Below are 21,708 nucleotides of genomic sequence, written 5' to 3'. Positions count from 1 at the left end.
TATAGGCCACGCGGGCGCACCGCCGGGGTGCTGCGAATGCGAAGATTCGCGAGGGGCCTTAGCGCGGTGCGGCGGGGAGGGAAAGGGGACGTTGGTAGGGGGACGGGTGGTAGCGGTAACGGTTTCGAACCCGCGACGCAGCAATGTGCTTCTCAGCCCAGGCCTGGATTATGCCGCTCCGAACTAAAGCCATTTTTTCCTGACACTTGCCATCTGATCCGGATTGCGTCCGTTGGAGTTATGTTCCTGAGGGCGTCTGGCTGCCAACACGCTGCTCGCGATATTTCCTGATCCGCGTAGGTGCTTTTAGCAGCGGCAAAATGCTATCATCCTCCAACGGGCGACTCCAACTTATCGCGCCACTCGCTGATATATTCTCGCTGCGTCGAAGAGCTTTAACCCGGTGCAATTTTCGATGGCCACGCAGCGGTTCCGTAATCTCGCCGACAGCGGGTTCAACATAGACCATCCAAGCTTCAGCGGGGAAGAGGAGCTGATCCGCCGCATCGGGCTTAAATGCGATGTTAAGTGCCTTATACTCGGTCGCTACGCTAGGATACATAATTCCAGCGCATTCCATTCGGAGGAGGTAACGCGCCAAAGCTCCGGTAATCTTGTAGTGATCATCCCTGTCTCCACCGTCGCAAATTTTCATAGCCAAATTCGCGCACAGCTCATCAAGTTTTAGCCACCGGTCTTTTATACGCATTCGTTCCAAGCTTTGCAGGAAAGCAAAATCTTCCCGCAGCCCTCCAGGCAAGTTTGATCGGAAATTATTATGAGGCCGAAGATGCTGAAGACCTATATGCACGCACTTCGGAAGGACGGATGAATTTACGAGACCCGCCACCAAGACTGTTAATGTTGCCGGTTCGGATAGCATGACCTCAACCGCCGCAGCATCCATGCTATCACAGCAATAGAAAAGAGTTTCACCAACACCGTTAAAGCGGCCTCGAGCCTGAACAAATTGGGCAGGCGGGTACCATAGCTCGCTAGCCTCTTCGTAGGCGGAATCCTCATTATTGATGCGAACGCGAAATAGCGCCTGACCGACATACTCTACAGGATTGAGAACATATCCATTTAGCGCGCGTTTCAGCCGTTCATACACCTGCTCGTCGCTTAGCAGACGCGGCCGAAGTGTCCGCAGGGCCATCAATCTTCTCGTGAAGTCGCCTGCAGCTACGCCTCTCAACATATGGCCAGGATCATTCGGTGGGCGTTTCATGAGCTCGACCTTCCCACAATCATGGCGGCCTGTCATGGGCGCCCTGTAGATCTAAAGCCACGATTCCATAATTCAGCCAGTAGTGGCAGGCTCAGCCGCCGCGGAAAGAGCTCAGCGTAGTCGCCACATGCTGACGGCACCCCTCCCCCATTGCCGTTTCCCACCCCGCTGCTAGCGTCGCGCCCATGACCGAAGGCATGACCTATGGGCGCTATCTCGCCCTCGACCAGCTGCTCGCCGCCCAGCATCCGCTGTCGGACCGGCATGACGAGCTGCTGTTCATCATCATCCACCAGACCAAGGAGCTCTGGCTCAAGCAGATCCTCGCCGAGCTGCACCTCGCCAAGGGGCTGGTGCGCGCGGGCAAGCTGATCGAGGCGTACAAGGGCCTGGCGCGGGTGAGCCGCATCCAGGCGGTGATGACGCTGAGCTGGGACGTGCTCGCGACGATGACGCCCAGCGACTATACCCGCTTCCGCTCGGTGCTCGGCGGCAGCTCGGGCTTCCAGTCGGACCAGTTCCGCGCGGTCGAGACGATGCTGGGTCTGCGCGGCGGCGGCGTGCCGGGGCCGCTGACCGACGAAGCCGCCGCGCTGCCGAGCCTGTGGGACGATGCCAATGCCGCGCTCGCCGCCGCCGGCTTCGACCTGCCCGATGCCGTGCTGCACCGCGACTGGCCGACACCCTATCAGCCGAACGATGCGGTCCGCGCCGCCTGGGGCCAGGTGTACCGCGACACCAGTCTTTACTGGGACCTGTACCAGCTCGCCGAAAAGCTGGTCGATATCGACGACGCGATGGCGACCTGGCGGCACAAGCATGTGCTCACCGTCAGCCGGGTGATCGGCGGCAAGCCGGGCACCGGCGGCACGCCGGGCGTCTCCTATCTCGAATCGACGCTCGCCAAGCGCGCCTTTCCCGAACTCTGGTCATTGAGGACCGATCTATGAGCAGCTTCAAGCATCTCTTCCAGCGCGCGCTGGCCGCCGCGCCCGACCGGCTGCACTTCGCCGCGCACAGCCACCATCTCTGGCCCGATGCCTCGTGGCTCGGCCAGCAGGCGGCGTGGGAGGACGCGGCGCGGTTCGCCGACAATAAATGGGGTCGGGTGATGGAGGAGGTCTGGCCTGCCGCACAGGCCGGGGTCGCCGCCGAACTGCGCCTGCCCGATCCTGCGACGATCGTCTTTGCGTCGAACACGCATGAGCTGCTGCTGCGGGTGGTCTCGGCAATGGCGCCGCGCCGGCCGCTGCGCATCCTCGCGACGGACGGCGAGTTCCACAGCTTCCGCCGCCAGTCGCTGCGCTGGGAGGAAGCCGGCACGGCCACGGTCACCCGCGTGCCGATGGGCGAGATCGTCGCCACGGCGCAGGGCGGCGGGTTCGACCTGATCGTGGCGAGCCATGTCCAGTTCGGCTCCGGCCACATTTTCGATGGCATCACCGACCTCGCGGCGCTGGCGCGGCCCGAGGGGCCCTGGGTGCTGATCGACGGCTATCACGGCTTCATGGCGGTGGAGACCGATCTGTCGGCGGTGGCGGACCGGGTGTTCTACGTCGCTGGCGGGTACAAATATGCGATGGCGGGCGAAGGCGTCGGCTTTCTCCACGCGCCGCCCGGCTTCGGGCCGCGGCCGGAGATCACCGGCTGGTATGCCGAGTTCGAGGACCTGGCCCTGCCGCCGGGCCGGATCGGCTATGCGCCCGATGCCCGCCGCTTCCTCGGCGCGACCTTCGATCCGTCGGGGCTCTACCGCTTCGTCGCAGTACGCGAGATGCTGGCGCGCGAGGGACTGACGACAGCGGCGATCAATGCCCATGTCGCGCCGCTGCGCGCGCAGTTGCTGGAGGACTTCCCCCTCGACGCCGAGCGGATCAACCCCGCCGCGCCGGATGCACCCCAGGCCCGCTTCGTGGCGCTGCGCAGCCCGAACGCGGCGGACTGGCAGAAGGCGCTGCTGGAGGACGAGATCGTCACCGACGTGCGCGGCGACGTGCTGCGCATCGGGCTGGGTCTCTACCAGGACGCGCGCGATGTGGCGCGGCTGCGCGAGGCGCTCGCCGCTCTCTAGCCGGCCTGACGCCTAACTCCCGTCATCCCGGCGAAAGCCGGGATCCATTGGGGTCTCCGTTCCGGCTCTTGCTGCGGCGGAGAGGCGACTGGATCCCGGCTTTCGCCGGGATGACCGAAAGGAGATTACCGTGTGCTGCTATCAGGCGGCGGCGAGTGGGGCGAGGCCGAGGCGGCGGATCTCGATCGCCGGGCAGCGATCCATCACCACCTTGAGCCCCGCCGCCTCGGCGCGGGCGGCGGCGTCATGGTCGATCACGTCGAGCTGCATCCAGATCGAGCGGGCGCCAGCGGCGATCGCGGCGTCCACCACCTCACCGGCATGTTCGGACTTGCGGAAGATGTCGACCATGTCGATCGGCACCCCGATCTGGCTCAGTTCGCGAAAGACGAACTCGCCATGGATATGCTCGCCGGTAATCTGCGGGTTGACCGGGATCACGCGATAGCCGTGCCGCTGGAGCAGCACCATCACGCCATTGCTGGGACGATTGGGACGATCGGACGCGCCGACCATCGCGATGGTGCGCGTTTCCTCGAGCAGGGTGCGGATGTCTTCGTCACGCGTCAGCGGCATGCATCACCTCTTTAGCCAATCATAGACCGAATCGGCCAGCGCCACAAAGGATCCGGTAGACTCCGTATCGCCAGCGGCGGGAGGCGTTCCTGCATCCGAAGCGGTGCGGATTTCCATCGCCAGCGGGATGCGGGCAAGGAACGGGATGCCGAGCGCCCCCGCCGCTTTCTCCGCCCCGCCGCTGCCGAACGGATCCGAGACGCCGCCGCAATGGGGGCAGCAATAGCCCGCCATGTTCTCGACCAGCCCGACGATCGGCACCCCCGCCTTGTTGAACAGGTCGATCGCGCGGGTCGCGTCGATCAGCGCGAGGTCCTGCGGGGTGGAGACGATCACCGCGCCCGCCGGCTTGTGCTTCTGGATCATCGTCAGCTGCACGTCGCCGGTGCCGGGCGGCAGGTCGAGCACGAGCAGCTCGGTATCGCCCCAATCGGCATCGACCATCTGGCCGAGCGCGCCGCCCGCCATCGGCCCGCGCCAGGCGATCGCCTGCCCCTCGGCGACGAGCCCGCCCATCGACAGCATCTTGAGGCCGAACGGCGTTTCGATCGGCAGCAATACTTTGTCACGCGCCTGCGGCTTCACGCCTTCGACGCCCAGCAACTTGGGCTGCGAGGGGCCGTAGATATCGGCATCGACCAGCCCGACCTTGAGCCCGCGCCGGGCGAGTGCGATCGCGAGATTGGCGGCGACGGTCGACTTGCCCACCCCGCCCTTGCCGCTGGCGACCGCTAGGATGCGGCGGGTGCGGCGCTCGCTGGTAAGGAGCACCCGCACCTCGTCCACGCCCGGCAGCGCGGCGGCGGCGCTGCGCACCTCGGCTTCCAGCGCATCGCGCGTCTCGGGCGCGAGGCCGGTCACGTCGAGCACGATGCTGGCGCGGCCGCCCTCCAGGCGCACGGTGGCGCGGCCGGCGGAAACGGGGGCGAGGGCGGCGGAAAGGTCCTGCGGTTCAGTCATGCCGCGGCACATAGGTACACAATCGTCCGACGCCACTGTAAATCCGCGCCGCCCTGCTTATAAAGGTCCCTATGGTGAATAGTTCTGGCCGCGACGCGCTGTCCGGCACCTTCCACAACGAGGCGCCGAAAAGCCCCTGGGGCAGCGGCTCGGATCGCGGCGGCGCCGGGGGCGACGGCAGCGGCGGTGGCCCGCGCAACCCCTGGTCGGTCCCGCCCGAGGGCCGTCGCAGCCGGCCCGGCTCGCCGAGCGCGCTGGACGAGCTTTGGCGCCGCGCGCGCAGCGGCGGCGGGCTGCCCGGCGTGCCGAACGGGACGCGGCTGTGGCTGCTGGTCCTCGCCGGCCTGCTCGGCATCTGGGTGGTCTACACTTCGGTCCACCCGATCGGCCCGCGCGAGAAAGGCGTGGTGACCTTCCTCGGCCGCTATTCGGGCACGCTCGATCCCGGCATCCAGTTCACCCTGCCCGCGCCGTTCCAGCTGGTCGACGTCGTCGATGTCGGCAACATCCGCACCGAGAATTTCCCGAACAGCGGCGACAATCTGATGCTGACCGGCGACCAGAACATCGTCGATCTCGCCTATTCGGTGCGCTGGGACATCCGCAGCGCCTCCGACTATGTCTTCCAGATCGCCGAGCCGCGCGACACCGTGCGCGCCACGGCCGAAAGCGCGATGCGCGCGGTGATTTCCAACACCACGCTCAACGAGGCGATCGGCGAAGGCCGCTCGAAGATCGAGGCCGAGGCGCAGGCGGCGATGCAGAAGATCCTCGACGAATATGGTGCGGGCATCCGCATCCAGGGCGTGGCGATCCAGAAGGCCGCCGCGCCGAGCCAGGTGGACGAGGACTTCAAGGCGGTGACCGCCGCGCAGCAGGAAGCCGAATCGAACCGTAACAACGCCAATGCCTATGCGCAGCGCGTGATCGCCGCCGCGCAGGGCGAGGCGGCCGAGTTCGACAAGATCTACGAACAGTACAAGCTGGCCCCCGAAGTCACCAAGCGCCGGCTCTATTACGAAACCATGGAGACCGTCCTGGCCAAGACCAACAAGACCGTGATCGAGGCGCCGGGCGTCAACAGCTACCTGCCGCTGCCGGCGCTGCGCCGGGGGACCGCCACGGTCGAGGGCGATACCAAGGGGGCCGCGAAGTGACCGGATGGCTGCGCAACCCGATCGCACTCGTCGTCGCGGTGATCGTCGTGCTGATCGTGCTGATGAGCACCGTGGCGATCGTGCCGGAGACCAAGCAGGTCGTCGTGCTGCGGCTCGAAAAGCCGTACCGCACGGTCAACGCCTATCAGCCCGGCCAGGGCTTCGGCCGTACCAATGCCGGCCCGGTGTTCCGCATCCCGTTCGTCGACCGGCTGGTATGGGTCGACAAGCGCGTGCTCGATGTCGACCTGCCCGACGAGCCCGTGCTCTCGACCGACCAGCTGCGGCTCGAGATCGACGCCTATGCCCGCTACCGGGTGACCGACCCGCTGCGCATGGTGGTGACGGTCGGCACCGAGGAACGGCTGCGCGAACAGCTCCAGCCGTTGCTGCGCTCGTCGCTGCGCAACGAGCTGGGCAAGCGCCGCTCGGCGACGCTGCTCAGCCCCGAGCGCGGGCAGGTGATGGACAATGTCCAGGCCTCGCTGCAGCGGCTCGCCAGCCAATATGGCGTCGAGATCGTCGACGTGCGGATCAAGCAGACCGAGCTGCCCTCGGGCTCGCCGCTCAACAGCGCGCTGACCCGGATGGCCACGGCCCGCCGCCAGGAAGCCGAGACGATCAAGGCGCAGGGCCTGAAGGACGCGCAGATCATCCGTGCCAACGCGCAGGCACAGGCGGCGCAGATCTATGCGGCGGCGTTCAACAAGGATCCGAAGTTCTACGATTTCTACCGGGCGATGCAGTCGTACCGCACAACCTTCCTCAGCCCGGATTCGGAAAGCCAGATCATCCTGTCGCCGAACAACGAGTATCTGCGGGAGTTCACCGGGCAACGATGAGCCTGTCCGGCCGTTCATATTCAAATCAGGTTCAGCCGCGCTGGGTAGAAGCGCGCATTGAGACGAACACCATTCCTTTCGAGAGGAAATGACCCCGTGCGTTACGCCTACGCCTTGACTACTGCGATCTTGCTGGGTGGCGCCGCCACCGCGCTCTCGCTCAACCAGCCCGCCGGCGCGCAGACCGCGCAGAACGAGCCGGGCACCATCCAGGCGATGGCCCCCAAGGCCGGCGCGCCGATGAGCTTCGCCGACCTGGTCGCCCGCCTGCAGCCGGCCGTGGTCAACATCTCGACGACCCAGCGCGTGAAGGTGAATGCCAACCCGTTCGCCGGCACCCCGTTCGAGATGTTCGGCGGCGGCCAGGGCCAGTCGGTGACGCGCGAGGCGCAGTCGCTCGGCTCGGGCTTCCTGATCTCGGCCGACGGCTATGTCGTCACCAACAACCATGTCATCTCGGCCGGCGCGCAGGGCGCGGTGGTCGAATCGATCACCGTCACGCTGGCCGACGGCCGCGACTTCAAGGCCAAGCTGATCGGCCATGACGCGCAGTCGGACCTCGCCGTGCTCAAGATCGACGGCACCGCGCTGCCCTTCGTCAAGTTCGGCGATTCGGGCCGCGCCCGCGTCGGCGACTGGATCCTCGCGATCGGCAACCCGTTCGGGCTGGGCGGCACCGTCACCGCCGGCATCATCTCGGCGACGCACCGCGTCACCGGCACCGGCGCCTATGACCGCTTCATCCAGACCGATGCCTCGATCAACCGCGGCAATTCGGGCGGCCCGATGTTCGACCTCAACGGCAACGTGATCGGCATCAACTCGCAGATCCTGTCCCCCACCGGCGGCAATGTCGGCATCGGCTTCGCGATCCCTGCCGAGGAAGCCAAGCCGATCATCGACAAGCTGATGAAGGGCCAGTCGATCACCCGCGGCTATCTCGGCATCGCGATGCAGGACCTGACCAAGGAGCTTGCCGCCGGCTTCGGCCTGCCGTCGGACCGCGGGACGCTGGTCGCGCGCATCGAGCCGGGCCAGCCCGCGGAGAAGGCCGGGATCAAGCAGGGCGACGTGATCGTCAAGGTCAACGGCAAGGACGTGACCCCTGAGCAGACGCTGTCCTACATCGTCGCCAACGTCACCCCGGGCACCCGCATCCCGGTCGAGCTGATCCGCGACGGCAAGCGCCAGACCGTCAACGTGACGGTCGCTGCCCGCCCGCCCGAAGACCAGCTCAACGGCTTTGACCCCAACGACCAGGACGGCGCGCCGGGCGATGACGGTGACGACAGCGCGGCAACCGCACCCAGCGCCGCGCTGGGCGTGAGCGTCACCCCGCTGACGCCGCAGATCGCCCGCTCGATCGGTGTCGATCCCTCGATCGGCGGCGTGGTGATTGCGGTCGTCAACCCGAGCAGCGACGCAGCCGGCAAGGGCCTGCAGCGCGGCGACGTGATCGTCTCGGCCAATCAGCAACCGGTCCGCACCGCTGCCGATCTCGGCCGCGTCGTCGCTGCCGCCAAGGCCGCCGGGCGCAAGCAGGTGGTGCTGTTCGTGCAGCGCCGCAACCAGGGCAATTACATCCCGGTCAATATCGCCGGCAACTGATCGCCGTCGAAAGCGGCTGACCAAGGCCCGTTTCTTCCCTATGCCTGCGCCCCAAAGGAGCAGGAAATGGCGGAAGAAGCGGGCCTTTTCGTTGGAGCAGCGGGCAGCGAGCGGATCGAACTCAATCTGCGCCGTGCCAACCGCCATGGGTTGATCGCCGGCGCGACCGGCACCGGCAAGACGGTGACGCTGCAGGGCCTTGCCGAGGGCTTCGCCGCCGCCGGCGTGCCGGTGTTCGTCGCCGATGTGAAGGGCGACCTCGGCGGCCTCGGCATGGCCGGATCTCCGCTCGCCAAGCCCCATGCCGCCTTTGCCGCCCGCGCCCAGGCGATCGGCGACAGCGACTGGCAGTATCGCGCCATGCCGGTACAGCTGTGGGACCTGTTCGGCGAGCAGGGCCACCCGATCCGCACGACCGTTTCGGAAATGGGCCCGCTGCTGCTCGCCCGCCTGATGGACCTCAACGAGGTGCAGGAAGGCGTGCTGACCATCGCCTTCCACGTCGCCGATGCCGAGGGGCTGCTGCTCCTCGACCTCGACGACCTGCAGGCAATGCTCGCCCATTGCGCCGAACGCGCCGACGAACTCTCGACCAGCTATGGCAATGTCTCGAAGCAGAGCGTCGGCGCGATCCAGCGCCAACTGCTTCAGCTGCGGACCCAGGGCGGCACCCATTTCTTCGGCGAGCCGGCGCTCAGCATCCACGACTTCCTCGCGCACGACGATAGTGGCCGCGGCGTGATCAACATCCTCGCCGCCGACAAGCTGATGGCCAGCCCACGGCTCTATGCCAGCTTCCTGCTCTGGCTGCTGTCCGAGCTGTTCGAGACGCTCCCCGAGATCGGCGATCCCGACAAGCCGGTGCTCGTCTTCTTCTTCGACGAGGCGCATCTGCTGTTCGACGACGCCCCCAAGGCGCTGCTCGACAAGATCGAGCAGGTCGTTCGCCTGATCCGATCGAAGGGGGTCGGCGTGTATTTCGTCACCCAGAACCCGATCGACATCCCCGAGGATGTCGCGGCGCAGCTCGGCAACCGCATCCAGCACGCGCTGCGTGCCTTCACCCCGCGCGACCAGAAGGCGATCCGCGCTGCCGCCGAGACCTTCCGCGCCAGCCCGGGCCTCAATGTCGCGACCGCGATCACCGAGTTGGCCGTGGGCGAGGCGCTGGTCTCGCTGCTCCAGGCCGATGGCTCGCCCGCCCCGGTGGCGCGCACGCTGATCCGGCCGCCGGCCTCGCGCGTCGGCCCGCTCGCGGCGGACGAGCGCAAGCTGTTGGTCGAGACCGATGCGGTCGGCACCAAGTACGACACCGGGATCGACCGCGAGTCTGCCGAGGAACTGCTTGCCGCCAAGCGCGCCGAGGCAAGCGCCGCCGCCGCCGAGGCGCAGGCGAAGGATGCCGCCGAGAAGAGCGCGGCGGCCCAGGCCAAGGAAGACGCCCGCCGCGCCAAGGAAGCGGAGCGCGCCCGCATCGCCGCGGAACGCGAGGCCGCGAACAACCCGCTCAACCGCGCCATCCGCTCCGCGACCCGTTCGGCTTCGTCGGCAGCCGGACGCGCCGTGGCGAACGAGGTGAGCAAGGCGGTGTTCGGCAGCAAGAGCGGCGGCGGCATGCTTGGCCAGGTCGTGCGCGGCGTGCTGGGCGGCCTGTTCCGCGGCTGATGGCGGGATTCGTATTGACGCGTGTTAGTATATCTAAGAAGATGTCTGCGTCGGTGATAGATCGAGTCGCCCGTCGACATTGAACTCTACGATAGCATTATTTACCGGCAAGCACCCCGTTACCTCGTGAATTTCGCAAGAGATTCCACGAGCAATCTCCATTTCTTCAAATGTGAGGATGAAAAATGGTGCAACGCAAAAACGACACCGAAGGAGAGGTGCTGCTGGCGAACCCGCCAGGAGGTGCACCCGCGGGTAGTACGCTTGACGTCGCCGGCCCGGCGCCGGGTGCGGCCAATGCGCTCTGCAACGAAGCCTGCCTGTTCCGCGCGTCCGACGATGTGCGGCAAGGCTTTGTCCGCCGGCTGGAAAAGGCCGAGGCCCGGCCGATCACCTACAATGTGATCGACGACGTCGCGATCTTCGAAGGCGATATCGCGCTGGGCTCGGCCGAAGCCGTCGAGTCGCTGGCGCGCACGGTCGCCGAGGAGGGCAGCCCTGAGGGCCTTCTCATCACCGCGCCGGATCGCGACATCCAGGAGGGCGTCGGCATCCCCGGCATGCGCTTCCGCTGGCCGGGCGGGCTGATGCCCTACACCGTCGTGCCCGCGCTGCGGAACGTGGTGAATCAGGCCATCGCCCATATCCAGGCCAATACGCGCATCCGCTTCGTCGAGCGCACCGACGCCAACCAGGGGCAATATCCCAACTTCGTCGCGTTCGAGCAGCAGACTGGCTGCTGGTCCTCGGTCGGCATGCAGGGCGGCCGCCAGGTCATCTCGCTCGGGCCGGGCTGCGAGGCGATGGGCATCGCGGTGCATGAAATCTGCCATGCGCTCGGCCTGTGGCACGAACAGAGCCGCGAAGATCGCGAGAGCAACGTGCGGATCAACTGGGCCAATATTCAGCCGGGCCAGGAGCACAACTTCAACCAGCACATCACCGACGGCGACGACATCGGCAATTACGATTTCGGCAGCATCATGCATTATGGTCGTCGCGCCTTTTCCCGCAACAACCAGGACACGATCGTGCCGATCAACGGCCAGGCAATCGGCCAGCGCAACGGCATGTCGGCGGGCGACATCGCCGCGATCCGCGCGCTGTACCCGGAGCTGGAACCCTCGACGAGCTGGCGCGGCACCCAGTTCACCGGCACGGTGGCGGCAGGGGCGACCCAGACCTGGTTCACCCATAGCTGGCCGTCGCACTGGTTCGTGCTGTGGAACACGGTGCCGACCGCCCCGGTGGTCGACGGCCCGGCCCAGATCGAGTTGCGCGTGCGCACCTCGCGCCAGGCCGACCGCGCCAACGCCCGGCTGGTCAAATACCATCTCTCGGTCCGCAACCTCACCAACACGCCCGTGACGTTCGAGGCGCGCTACGAGGTGTTGGGCTGGAGCCCCAGCTTCATCTGAACGGGAGGGACAGGATGAAAGTTACCGTGGAAATTCAGCCCAATGCCGCCACTGCGGCGGCAGCGCCGGCCGCCGGCGCGGTCCAGCTGCACGACACCCTGCCGGCGGACGCCACCGGGGACCTGTCCGATGGCGGGGCGGGGCCGGGCGGCAGCGGCGGCATCACCCCGGCACCGCAGGGCGCCGAAATGGACGGCGCCGGCCCGCCGCCGGCGCTGCTCGACGCGATCGCCGCGGCCGAACGCGCCTCACCCAACGGTCCCGCCCTGCCGCTCGCCGGCGACCCTGGCTCGGATGCGCTCGTCGATGGCGGCGCCGGGCCCGCTACCCTCTGACTCCGAAAGGACGACATCATGGCAATCTTCGGTACGCAATTCACCGGCAACCTCGCCCCCAATCAGTCGCGGACGTGGTTCACGCATAGCTGGAACCCCAATTGGAACGTCGCGTGGATGTGCGTTCCCACCTCGCCGGTGGTGGACGGCCCGGCGCAGATCGAATGGACGGTGAGCAACACGCGCCAGGGGTCGAACTTCGTCAAATGGTTCATCACCGCGCGCAACCTGACCACCAGCAATCTCGATTTCCAGGCGCGCTACGCGATCCTGAACGCCTGACCCGGGCATGACCCACACCCGCACGCTCTCGGGCCAGGTCCGCTTCACCGAGCCGGTGGCAGCGGGGGGCACGCTGCGCGTGCGGGTGGAGGACGTCTCGCGCGCGGATGCGCCCGCGCATCTGGTGGCGGAGGCGCGCTTCCCCGTCGATCACGCGCTTGCTGCGGGCGAAACCCTGCCCTTCCTGCTGCAGGTACCGGCGGTGGACGAGCAGATCCACTATGCCGTCCGTGTCCATCTCGACCAGGATGGCACCGGCGATGTCGCGCAGGGCGACCGCATCTCCATGGAATCCTATCCGGTGCTGACCGGCGGCCATCCCGATACCGTGCTGGTGGAGGCGCACCTGATCTGAACCGCGGCCCGGGGCGATGAAAAGCCTGTCTTTCGGGCGCCGCGGGTGCCACGATGGCACCATGCACCTGCACCACACGCGCCCGCCGACATCGACGCGACACACCGCCGACATTGGCCGGCCGGCGCGGTGCGCGTCCTTCCATGTCTTCCCGGAGCCCCTTGCGCATGGCCACTGCCCCCGCCCGCGCGCCGCTTGAACTCACGCTGCGCGGCGTGCTGCTCGGCGGCGCGATCACGCTGCTGTTCACCGCCGCCAATGTCTATCTCGGCCTCAAGATCGGGCTGACCTTCGCCACCTCGATCCCGGCCGCGGTCATCTCGATGGCGATCCTGCGCTTCTTCCCCGGCTCGACGATCCTCGAGAACAACATCGTCCAGACCGTCGCCAGCGCGGCGGGGACGCTGGCCGCGATCATCTTCGTGCTGCCGGGGCTGGTGATGATCGGCTGGTGGAACGGCTTCCCCTATGTCGAGACCGCGGCGATCACGATGTTCGGCGGCATCCTCGGCGTGATGTTCTCGGTGCCGCTGCGCCGCGCGCTGGTCGTCGACTCGCCCGACCTGCCCTATCCCGAGGGCCGCGCCGCTGCCGAAGTGCTGCAGGTCGGCGCCGGCAGCCGCGAGGGCGAAGAGGAGAGCGCACGCGGGCTGAAGGTGATCGTGGTCAACGCACTGGCCTCGGCAGGCTTCGCGCTGGCCACCCGGATGAAGCTCGCCGCCGAGGAAGGCGCGGTGTTCTTCAAGGCGGGCGCGGGCTCGACCGGCATCATCGGCGGGCTGCAATTCGCCCTGATCGGCGCCGGGCACCTGATCGGCCTCACCGTCGGCATCGCCATCCTCGTCGGCGTGGCGATCGGCTGGTGGATCGCGCTGCCGATCCTCAGCGCCGGCATGCCCGGCGCGGCGGAGGCGGTGGCGAACACCGTGTTCCGCAGCGAGGTGCGCTTCCTCGGCGCCGGCACGATCGGCATGGCGGCGATCTGGACGCTGCTCAAGATCATCGGGCCCGTCATCGGCGGCATCCGCTCGTCGCTCGCCGCCTCGGCCGCGGCACGGAAAGGCGCGCATGTACCGATCGGCGAGCGCGACCTGCCGATCACTATCGTCGCCGTCGTCACGCTCGGCATGCTGCTGCCGATCGGCTGGCTGCTGTGGAGCGTGCTCGCGGCCGGGCCGCTCTCCGCCTCGGCGGGGCTGTTGGTAGCGGGCTCGCTGGTGTTCGTGCTCGTCGTCGGTCTCGTGATCGCCTCGGTGTGCGGCTATATGGCCGGGCTGATCGGCGCGTCGAACAGCCCGGTTTCGGGCATCGGCATCCTCTCAGTGGTCGCCGCCTCGCTGATGCTGGTCGGCATGTTCGGCCGCGATCTCGAGCCCGGCACGACCCAGGCGCTGATTGCCTATGCGCTGATCGTCACCGGCATCGTGTTCGGCGTGGCGACCATCTCGAACGACAATCTCCAGGACCTCAAGACCGGCCAGCTGGTCGGCGCGACGCCGTGGAAGCAGCAGGTGGCCCTGATCTTCGGCGTTATTTTCGGCAGCCTCGTCATTCCGCCGGTGCTGAGCGTGCTCAACGCCTCGTTCGGTTTCGCCGGGGTGGCGGGGGCGAGCGCCGATGCGCTCCCCGCCCCGCAGGCGGCGCTGATCTCGTCGCTCGCCAAGGGCGTGCTGGGCGGCGATCTGCGCTGGGACCTGATCGGGATCGGTGCGCTGATCGGCGCGGGCGTGATCATCGTCGACGAACTGCTCGCGCGCACCACCAAGCTGCGCCTGCCGCCGCTGGCGGTCGGTCTCGGCATCTATCTGCCGATGGGCGTGACGCTGACCGTGGTGGTCGGCGCGGTGATCGGCTGGTTCTACGACCGCGCCGCCGAGCGCGCACGCGATCCCGAGTTCGTCAAGCGCATGGGCGTGCTGATGGCGACCGGGATGATCGTCGGCGATAGCCTGTTCGGGGTGCTCTACGCCGGCATCGTGTACGAGACGGGGAGCGAGTCTCCGCTCGCGCTGGTCGGGCCGGGGTTCGCGGGCGTGGCGCTGGCGGGTGGTACGGCGCTATTCCTGGCGATTACCGCCGGGCTGTATCTCTACACGAAGCGGCAGGCGCGATAGCCGTTTCTTCCCCCCTCCCGCTTGCGGGAGGGGGACTTAGAAGAGGGAGGGATCAGCCCGCGAGCAGCTCGCTGAGCTTGCCCTGTTGGATCGCCGCATACGCAGCGCCGAGCGCCTCGCCGTAGCGTGCATCCTCGGCGACGCGCGCAGGGAAGACTTGCCGCAGCGCCAGCACCGCCTCTACCGGCGCTGCATCGGTCGCCGCCGCAGCGAGGACGTCCGCCAGCGGATCGGTGATCTTTTCGCCTGCCCTAGCCTTGTGGCCCAGGAACGCGATCCACGCCGCCACCGGCACCACCAGCCGTGCCACCGGGCGCCCGGCGTCCAGCGCCGCTGCCGTCGTGTCCAGCAACCGATACGGCAGCTTCTGCGACCCGTCCCAGGCGATCTGCGCCAGCAAATGCCGGATCGCGGGGTTGCGGAAGCGATCGAGCACGGCATCGACATAGCCGGGCACATCCAGCCCATCGATCGGGCCCAGCGACGCCGCGATATCCTGATGCGCCAGCCGCGTCACGAAGGTGCCGAGCGCCCCGTCCGACATCGCCTCGAACACCGTTTCGTGCCCGAGCAGCAGCCCGATATAGGCAAGGCTCGAATGGCTGCCGTTGAGGATGCGCAGCTTGGCTTGCTCATAGCCGCGCACGTCGCTGGTCAGCGTGACGCCCGCCGCGGCGAGATCGGGGCCGTCGGCCATGTCGAAGCGCTGCAGCACCCACTGCGTGAAGGATTCGCGCTGCACCGCCGCCTTGTCCTCTACGCCGAGCTCGCCCGCCACCTTGGAAAGGAACGCCGCGTCGCTGGCCGGGGTGATCGAATCGACCATCGAATCCGGGAAGGCGACTTCCGCAGCGATCCAGTCGGCGAGATCCGCATCCCATTCGCGCGCCAGTGCCACGCAGGCGGCGCGGAGCTTGCCGCCATTGCCGGTCATGTTGTCGCAGCAGAGCATCGCGAACGGCGCCACCCCCGCCGCGCGGCGATCGGCCAGGCCGGTGACGATCCAGCCGATCACGCTCGCCGGTTCTTCGGGGCGCGCACGATCATGGACGATGTCAGGGTGATTCATGTCGAGCGTGCCGTCGCCACCCAGGCAATAGCCCTTCTCGGTCACCGTGCTGGTGGCGATCCGCACCTCCGGGCTGGCGAGCAACGCGCGGAGGCGGGCCCCTTCGCCCGGGCCGATTGCGTCCGAGTGCGCGGCGACGATGCGCGTCGAGGGCTCACGGTCGATCACCGCCAGCGTGTACAGCCCGTCCTGCGCCTTGAGCGCATCGGTGGTGGTGCCGCTGCGCAGCGACACCGCGGCGATGCCCCAGCGGGGATCGCTGTCCAGCACCTTGTCGATGAACGCCGCCTGGTGCGCCCGGTGGAAGGCGCCAGGACCGAAATGGACGATGCCGGTGCGGATCGCGGCCAGGTCATGGCCGGGGCGGAGGATGCCGGCAGGAAGCCCGGCGAGCGTCGCGCGCGAAAGCGTGGTCATATGGTCAGGCCAATCAGACCCGGCAGGTAAAGTCAATCGCGGGCGCCACTCCGAAACCCCGTGCCGAACAGCGGCGAGGTGAAATCGGGCCGCCGTTCGCGCATGCCCCGCGGCAGGAAGAAGCGCACCTGGCGGTTGGGGAAATCGATCTCGACCCGCCGGAAGCTGCGCATCGCATCCATGCCGAGCATGATCGCCGGTCGCTTGGTAAGCCCGAAGCGCTTGAACGGCTCGGCCTCGGCAAAGGCGACCGGCAGCGTGTCGAACGCAACGTTGCTCACCCGCATCGCTGGCACCTGGCCATATTGCGCCAGCGTCTTGCCGCCATCGACGCTGGTCAGTTCGATCGTCTGCAGCGCATCGACATTTTTGCCGACCTTTCGCCGCAGGGCCTCGTTGCCCATCGTCACCTGCGAGCCGGTGTCGAGCACCACCTGCACCCGGGCATTGCCATAATAGGCATCGGTGACGATCAACTGACCGAACTGGTCCTTGGCGGTGACGACGATCTCGTCGGGCGCGTGCTTCTCGTTGCGCTTGCGCTTGACGCTGGGGTGCACCGCCATGGTGCCCGCATCGAAGTCGATCGTGACTTGGTGGTCGCGCAGCGTATCGATCCCGAGCAGCCCCGCCGCGCCGATGTTGCGCGCCTCGAATGCCGGCGCGACGATCGTGTGCGAAGTGCCAATGGATTCGATCGCGAGATCGGGGACGACGACGGTCGCCACCCGGCTGCGCCCGGTCATCGAGGTGACGGTGACCTCGCCGCCCGCCGCAAGCCCGAGCCGCCCGGCCAGTTCGCGCGAGACGACGGTGCGCTCGGCGCCGGTATCGATGATGAAATTATACGGCCCCTGCCGGACGATCGCGACCGGCACGGTGAGCCGCGCGCCCGTCTCGCCCAGCGCCAGCTGGATCGCATCGGGTTGGGCGGCAGGCGGCGAAGTTTCGGGATCTGTCCGCACGCCTGCACTACCGCTTGCCAGCAGGCCGAGCGGCAAGGTCCAGAGGACCAACGAGGACGCGACTCCGAACATTGCCGGAACATACGCCTGCCGATGTTGCGCAGCAATCCCGCAAAAGAACGGGGTCAGTCGAGCCGCATCGCCTCGGCAGCGATCGCCTCCGCCTCCTCCAGAAGCGCGTCTTCGGTGGTGCCCTGCGCGACCGATTCACGGCCGATCATGATCAGCACCGGGACCGCCATAGGGCTCACCCGATCGAGATCGACATGCAGCATCCGCTCGGCCGCCTCGTCGAGCAACCGGGCGAGCCGCCCGACATCGGTCATCTTGGCGCGCGCATCTTCCCAGGCGGCGCGGAGCAGCAGGTGATCGGGCTCGTACTTGCGCAGCACGTCGTAGATCAGGTCGGTGGAGAAGGTTACCTGCCGCCCGGTCTTCTTCTTGCCGGGATGCTGGCGCTCGACCAGCCCGCCGATGATCGCCACTTCGCGAAAGGCACGCTTGAGCAGCGCCGAGCCCTGCACCCAATCGACGAACTCATGCTCGAGGATGTCGGGCGAGAAGAGCGGGCGCGGATCGAGGATCTTCTCCAGCCCATAGACCGCCAGCGCATAGTCGTTAGCGACGAAGCCCAGCGGCTTGAGCCCCATCGCCTCCATCCGCCGCGTGACCAGCATGCCGAGCGACTGGTGCGCATTCCAGCCTTCGAAGCTGTAGATGACGAGGTGGTGGCGGCCCTCGTGCGGGAAGGTCTCGACCAGCAGCTGGCCCGGCGCGGGCAGCGTCGAGCGGCGGTCCTGCGTCTCCAGCCATTCGCGCACGTCTGCCGGGAAGCGCGACCATTGGCTGCGATCGAACAGGAAGGTCCGCACGCGGTCGGCAAGGTTGGCGGTGATCGCCAGCCGCGCGCCCATATAGCTCGGCACCCGCGCCTGCTTGGCGGTGGCACGGACGATCAGGTCGGTCGCCTCCACCCGCTCGACCTCCAGCGCGAGGCCGCCGAAGAAGAAGGTGTCGCCCGGCGACAGCGAGGCGGCGAACCCCTCCTCCACCTTGCCCAGCCGCTTGCCGTTCTTGAACCGCACCTCCAGCATCGGCGACTCGACGATGATCCCGGCATTGAGCCGATGCTGCGCAACGAAGTTCGGCTGGGTGACACGCCAGATGCCGTCCTTGCCCCGGGTCAGCCGCTTGAACTTGTCATAGGCCCGCAGACTGTACCCGCCATCGGCGATGAAGTTGAGGACGCGCTCGAACATCTCCTCGCTCAGCGCCGAATAGGGCAATGCTGCACGCACTTCCTGCAGCATGTCGGCGGCGAGGAAGGGCGCCGCGCAGGCGCAGCCCATCACATGCTGGGCGAGCACGTCGAGCGCGCCGGGGCGGAAGATGTCCGGGTCGAGCTCGCCCGCCTCGACCGCATCGAGCGCGGCGCGCGCCTCCAGATATTCGAAGCGGTTGCCCGGAATCAGCACCGCCTCGCTCGCCTCGTCGAGCCGGTGGTTGGCGCGGCCGATCCGCTGGAGCAGGCGGGAGGAGCCCTTGGGCGCGCCCATCTGGATCACGCAATCGACATCGCCCCAGTCGACCCCGAGATCGAGGCTGGCGGTGGCGACCAGCGCGCGCAGCCGCCCGTCGGCCATCGCCTGCTCGGCCTTTTGCCGTGCTTCGAGGCTGAGACTGCCATGGTGCACGCCGATCGGCAGCTTGAGGTCGTTGACCTTCCACAGCTGCTGGAAAACCAGTTCGGCCAGGCCCCGGGTGTTGCAGAAGACGATCGTCGTCTTGTGCGTCTCGATCTCGGCCATCACCTGCGGGATGGCATAGATGCCCGAATGGCCCGCCCAGGGCACGCGGCCTTCGGGCAGCAGGATCGCGATATCCGGATCGGCACCCTTCTCGCCCTGCACCAGCGTCACCGCATCGATGTCGCCATAGGGCGCGAGCCAGGCGCGGTAGCCGTCGGGATCGGCGACAGTCGCGGAAAGCCCCACGCGGCGGAAGCCCGGCGCCAGCCGCTCCAGCCGGGCGAGCGCCAGCGCCAGCAAGTCGCCGCGCTTGCCGGTGGCGAACGCGTGGATCTCGTCGATCACTACCGTCTTCAGGCCCGAAAACATCGTCAGGCTGTCCTCATAGGAGAGCAGCAGGCTGAGCGATTCGGGGGTGGTCATCAGCACCTGTGGCGGGCGGGCGCGCTGGCGGACCTTCTTGTCGTGCGGCGTGTCGCCGGTGCGCGTCTCGACCCGGATCGGCAGGCCCATCTGCTCGATCGGGGTCAGCAGGTTGCGCTGCACGTCGACCGCCAGCGCCTTGAGCGGCGAGATGTAGAGCGTGTGCAGCCCCTCGGCGGGCGTCTCGATCAGGTGTGCCAGCGTGGGCAGGAAACCCGACAGCGTCTTGCCCGCCCCGGTGGGGGCGACCAGCAGCGCGTGACTGCCTGCCCGCGCCGCCGCGAGCATGTCCCACTGATGCCGCCGCGGCGCCCATCCGCGCGCGGCGAACCATTCGGCCAGAGGTGCGGGGAGATCTGCAGGCACGGGCTCTATGTAGGGAGCGCGCAACTGTCTGTGGAGGCACCCTGATTCACGCCGGCTCGATCCTGCCCTCCGCCACTCGGTAGCGGGTGGCGGAGGCGGGGACCGCTTCGAACAGCGCGGGCTCTGTGCCGGTCATCCACACCTGGCCTCTTCCCGCGAGCCGTTCGAACAGCGCCGCGCGCCGGCCGGGATCGAGATGCGCGGCGACCTCGTCGAGCAGCAGGATCGGCGGCACGCCCGCGCGGTCCGCGACCAGTTCGGCATGGGCAAGCACGATGCCGAGCAGCAGCGCCTTCTGCTCGCCGGTCGAGCAGAGATGCGCCGGCTGCGCCTTGTCGAGATGCGTCACCTGCAGATCGGCGCGATGCGGACCGGTGAGCGTGCGCCCAGCAGCGGCATCGCGGCGGCGGCCCTCGCGGAGCGCGACCGCGAAGCCCGCCGCATCGCCGTGCCACCCCTCCAGCGCCAGCCCCGCCCGGGCGAACGGGCCCGCCGGCTGATCGGCCAGTCGCGCGCCCAGCGCCGTCACGGCCTCGCGTCGGGCGGCGTCGATCGCTGCGCCATGCTCGGCCATCCGCGCCTCCAGCGCGTCGAGCCAGGCAGGGTCAGGCGGCAGTTCGTCGGCGAGCAGCCGGTTGCGCTCGCGCATCGCCGCTTCGTAACGCGTCGCTTCATGGGCGTGGCGCGGGTTGAGCGCCAGCGTCAGCCGGTCGAGGAAGCGGCGGCGGTCGCCGGGCGCTTCGAGGAACAGCCGGTCCATCGCCGGGGTGAGCCACAACACCACCAGCCACTGCGCGAGGCTGGTCGCAGCCGCCGTCGCGCCGTTGACGCGGACGATGCGGCGCTCGGGCGCCTCGGCGCGGGTGCCGGTGCCGATCTCGGCTGCGTCGAGCGTCGCCGCGATGCCGAAGCCGCCCGGGCCGCCCTGCCGGGCCATTTCGCTCAGTGGTGCGCCGCGCAGCCCGCGGCCCGGCGACAGCAGCGAGACGGCCTCCAGCACGTTGGTCTTGCCCGCGCCATTCTCGCCGCTCAGCACGACGAATTCGGCGCCGGGAGTCAGCAGCGCATCGCCATGGTTGCGGAAGTCGGTGAGCAGGAGACGCTTGACGGCCATGAAAGCGGCTGTAGCGCAGCACCTTGCCCACGAACACCGCTTGGCCGATAGACCGGGGCGAAGGGATAGAAACACATGATCCGCAAGACTCTCACGATTGCCGCGCTCGCGCTGGTCGCGGCCTGCTCCAAGGCGCCGGAAGACGTCACCGCCACCTACGCCGCCACCGGCGGCCGCGGGACGATCACCGTCAAGGCCGCCGCCAACGGCGATGCCAAGGTGGAAGCCGGCCCGCAGACGCTGGTCCGCAAGGGCGGCACCGATTACGTCGTCATCACCGACGGCAACGACAAGTTCGCCGCCAGCTTCGCCGATTTCGTCGGCGCGACGCAGGACATGGCCAAGGCCAAGGGCATGAAGCCCCAGGCGCTGCCGCAGGACCCGGACTATGAAGCGGTCCAGGTCGGAGAGGAAAAGGTCGGCGACCAGAAGGGCACGATCTGGAGCGTGCAGCCCAAGGGCAACCCGCAGGGCGATTCGATCCGCATCGTCGTCAGCGATGATACGCGCCTGAAGAACATCGCCGCCGCGATCGGCATGCAGACCCGCCTGACCAGCGCCCGCATGGCGACCATGTTCACCAGCGTCCCCAAGGCCGAGAAGGTGCTGGAAGACGTGATCGCCAAGGGCGCGGTGCTGCGCCTGGGCGAAGCGCTGACGCTGCAGAGCGTCAAGCCGGGCCCGCTGCCGGCCAGCGAATTCGCACTGCCCAAGGTGCTCGACCGCGCCGCCCTGCGTGCGCGCATCGAGGAACAGGCCAAGAAGGCGCTCGAAGCCGCCAAGGCTGCCGGCGACAAGGCCGGTGCCGCGCCTGCGCCGGGCGGCCCCGCCGGTGCCCCGCCGGTCGCGGCGCCGGAAGCGACCCCGGCCGCGAAGTAAACCGCAGGTCGGAAACGAAAGGGCGCCCGGCTTCTCGCCGCGGCGCCCTTTTCTTTTGGCTGCGCGCTGGCTTTATACCAACCAGCACGGAGAAGAACCTATCTTCGTCCTCC

At 67.9% G+C, this 21,708-nt stretch carries 19 protein-coding genes; 12 read left to right on the top strand and 7 right to left on the bottom strand.

Going from position 1 to position 21,708, the window contains the following annotated elements; all coding sequences use genetic code 11:
• Positions 1-238 precede the first annotated feature (238 nt).
• Complete coding sequence (locus SAZ01S_RS20290) at positions 239-1,114, bottom strand: RES domain-containing protein (protein ID WP_218018135.1); 876 nt, start codon at positions 1,112-1,114, stop codon at positions 239-241.
• 302 nt (positions 1,115-1,416) lie between these two features.
• Here SAZ01S_RS20290 and SAZ01S_RS20285 point away from each other — a divergent pair, with 302 nt between their 5' ends.
• Positions 1,417-2,181 carry a tryptophan 2,3-dioxygenase gene (locus SAZ01S_RS20285; RefSeq protein WP_084584071.1) on the top strand — a complete coding sequence of 255 codons (765 nt, stop codon included), beginning with the start codon at positions 1,417-1,419 and terminating at the stop codon, positions 2,179-2,181.
• Complete coding sequence (locus SAZ01S_RS20280) at positions 2,178-3,302, top strand: aminotransferase class V-fold PLP-dependent enzyme (RefSeq protein WP_084584070.1); 1,125 nt, start codon at positions 2,178-2,180, stop codon at positions 3,300-3,302. Before SAZ01S_RS20285 ends, SAZ01S_RS20280 begins: the two co-directional genes overlap by 4 nt.
• A 141-nt stretch (positions 3,303-3,443) precedes the next feature.
• On the opposite strand, the gene SAZ01S_RS20275 is transcribed toward SAZ01S_RS20280, so the two are convergent.
• Together SAZ01S_RS20275 and SAZ01S_RS20270 are read right to left on the bottom strand one after the other, a co-directional pair.
• The gene (locus SAZ01S_RS20275; RefSeq protein ID WP_084584069.1) at positions 3,444-3,878 is read right to left on the bottom strand and encodes a CoA-binding protein; all 435 of its coding nucleotides are present in this window, start codon (positions 3,876-3,878) and stop codon (positions 3,444-3,446) included.
• A gap of 3 nt (positions 3,879-3,881) precedes the next feature.
• Complete coding sequence (locus SAZ01S_RS20270; protein WP_084584079.1) at positions 3,882-4,838, bottom strand: P-loop NTPase; 957 nt, start codon at positions 4,836-4,838, stop codon at positions 3,882-3,884.
• A gap of 71 nt (positions 4,839-4,909) precedes the next feature.
• Between SAZ01S_RS20270 and hflK the strand changes: the two genes are divergently transcribed.
• The 9 genes from hflK to SAZ01S_RS20225 all read left to right on the top strand — a co-directional run bounded on the left by hflK (position 4,910) and on the right by SAZ01S_RS20225 (position 14,614).
• Positions 4,910-5,995: a protease modulator HflK gene (hflK, locus tag SAZ01S_RS20265; protein ID WP_084584068.1), complete on the top strand. Its 1,086-nt coding sequence runs from the start codon at positions 4,910-4,912 to the stop codon at positions 5,993-5,995.
• Positions 5,992-6,837 carry a protease modulator HflC gene (gene hflC / locus SAZ01S_RS20260; RefSeq protein WP_174596159.1) on the top strand — a complete coding sequence of 282 codons (846 nt, stop codon included), beginning with the start codon at positions 5,992-5,994 and terminating at the stop codon, positions 6,835-6,837. Before hflK ends, hflC begins: the two co-directional genes overlap by 4 nt.
• Positions 6,838-6,933: 96 nt before the next feature.
• Entirely contained in the window at positions 6,934-8,445 is a 1,512-nt protein-coding gene (locus SAZ01S_RS20255; protein WP_084584067.1) for a Do family serine endopeptidase, read from the top strand.
• 66 nt (positions 8,446-8,511) lie between these two features.
• The gene (locus SAZ01S_RS20250) at positions 8,512-10,110 is read left to right on the top strand and encodes a helicase HerA-like domain-containing protein (RefSeq protein ID WP_084584066.1); all 1,599 of its coding nucleotides are present in this window, start codon (positions 8,512-8,514) and stop codon (positions 10,108-10,110) included.
• Between the two features lie 185 nt (positions 10,111-10,295).
• Positions 10,296-11,528: a M12 family metallopeptidase gene (locus tag SAZ01S_RS20245; protein WP_084584065.1), complete on the top strand. Its 1,233-nt coding sequence runs from the start codon at positions 10,296-10,298 to the stop codon at positions 11,526-11,528.
• A 14-nt stretch (positions 11,529-11,542) separates the two neighbouring features.
• Entirely contained in the window at positions 11,543-11,863 is a 321-nt protein-coding gene (locus SAZ01S_RS20240; RefSeq protein ID WP_084584064.1) for a hypothetical protein, read from the top strand.
• An 18-nt stretch (positions 11,864-11,881) separates the two neighbouring features.
• The gene (locus tag SAZ01S_RS20235; RefSeq protein WP_084584063.1) at positions 11,882-12,145 is read left to right on the top strand and encodes a hypothetical protein; all 264 of its coding nucleotides are present in this window, start codon (positions 11,882-11,884) and stop codon (positions 12,143-12,145) included.
• A 7-nt stretch (positions 12,146-12,152) separates the two neighbouring features.
• A complete protein-coding gene (locus tag SAZ01S_RS20230; RefSeq protein ID WP_084584062.1) occupies positions 12,153-12,500 on the top strand; it encodes a YbaY family lipoprotein in 348 nt (115 codons plus the stop codon).
• Between the two features lie 167 nt (positions 12,501-12,667).
• Complete coding sequence (locus tag SAZ01S_RS20225) at positions 12,668-14,614, top strand: OPT family oligopeptide transporter (RefSeq protein WP_084584061.1); 1,947 nt, start codon at positions 12,668-12,670, stop codon at positions 14,612-14,614.
• Between the two features lie 52 nt (positions 14,615-14,666).
• Here SAZ01S_RS20225 and SAZ01S_RS20220 read toward each other — a convergent pair whose 3' ends face one another.
• The 4 genes from SAZ01S_RS20220 to recF all read right to left on the bottom strand — a co-directional run bounded on the left by SAZ01S_RS20220 (position 14,667) and on the right by recF (position 20,716).
• Positions 14,667-16,100 (bottom strand): mannitol dehydrogenase family protein, encoded by a 1,434-nt coding sequence (locus tag SAZ01S_RS20220; protein WP_084584060.1) that lies wholly within the window; start codon positions 16,098-16,100, stop codon positions 14,667-14,669.
• Positions 16,101-16,132: 32 nt separating this feature from the next.
• A complete protein-coding gene (locus tag SAZ01S_RS20215) occupies positions 16,133-17,116 on the bottom strand; it encodes a retroviral-like aspartic protease family protein (RefSeq protein ID WP_245825062.1) in 984 nt (327 codons plus the stop codon).
• Between the two features lie 74 nt (positions 17,117-17,190).
• On the bottom strand, positions 17,191-19,602 hold the full coding sequence (locus SAZ01S_RS20210; RefSeq protein ID WP_084584058.1) for a ligase-associated DNA damage response DEXH box helicase: 2,412 nt from the start codon (positions 19,600-19,602) through the stop codon (positions 17,191-17,193).
• A gap of 46 nt (positions 19,603-19,648) precedes the next feature.
• Complete coding sequence (recF, locus tag SAZ01S_RS20205; protein ID WP_084584057.1) at positions 19,649-20,716, bottom strand: DNA replication/repair protein RecF; 1,068 nt, start codon at positions 20,714-20,716, stop codon at positions 19,649-19,651.
• A 75-nt stretch (positions 20,717-20,791) separates the two neighbouring features.
• Between recF and SAZ01S_RS20200 the strand changes: the two genes are divergently transcribed.
• On the top strand, positions 20,792-21,595 hold the full coding sequence (locus tag SAZ01S_RS20200) for a hypothetical protein (protein ID WP_084584056.1): 804 nt from the start codon (positions 20,792-20,794) through the stop codon (positions 21,593-21,595).
• The last annotated feature ends 113 nt before the right edge of the window (positions 21,596-21,708 follow it).

The organism is Sphingomonas azotifigens NBRC 15497 (assembly GCF_002091475.1).
GTDB lineage: Bacteria > Pseudomonadota > Alphaproteobacteria > Sphingomonadales > Sphingomonadaceae > Sphingomonas > Sphingomonas azotifigens.
The sequence above is the reverse complement of the archived record's forward strand: the minus strand, read 5'-3'. Positions and strand labels throughout refer to the sequence as shown.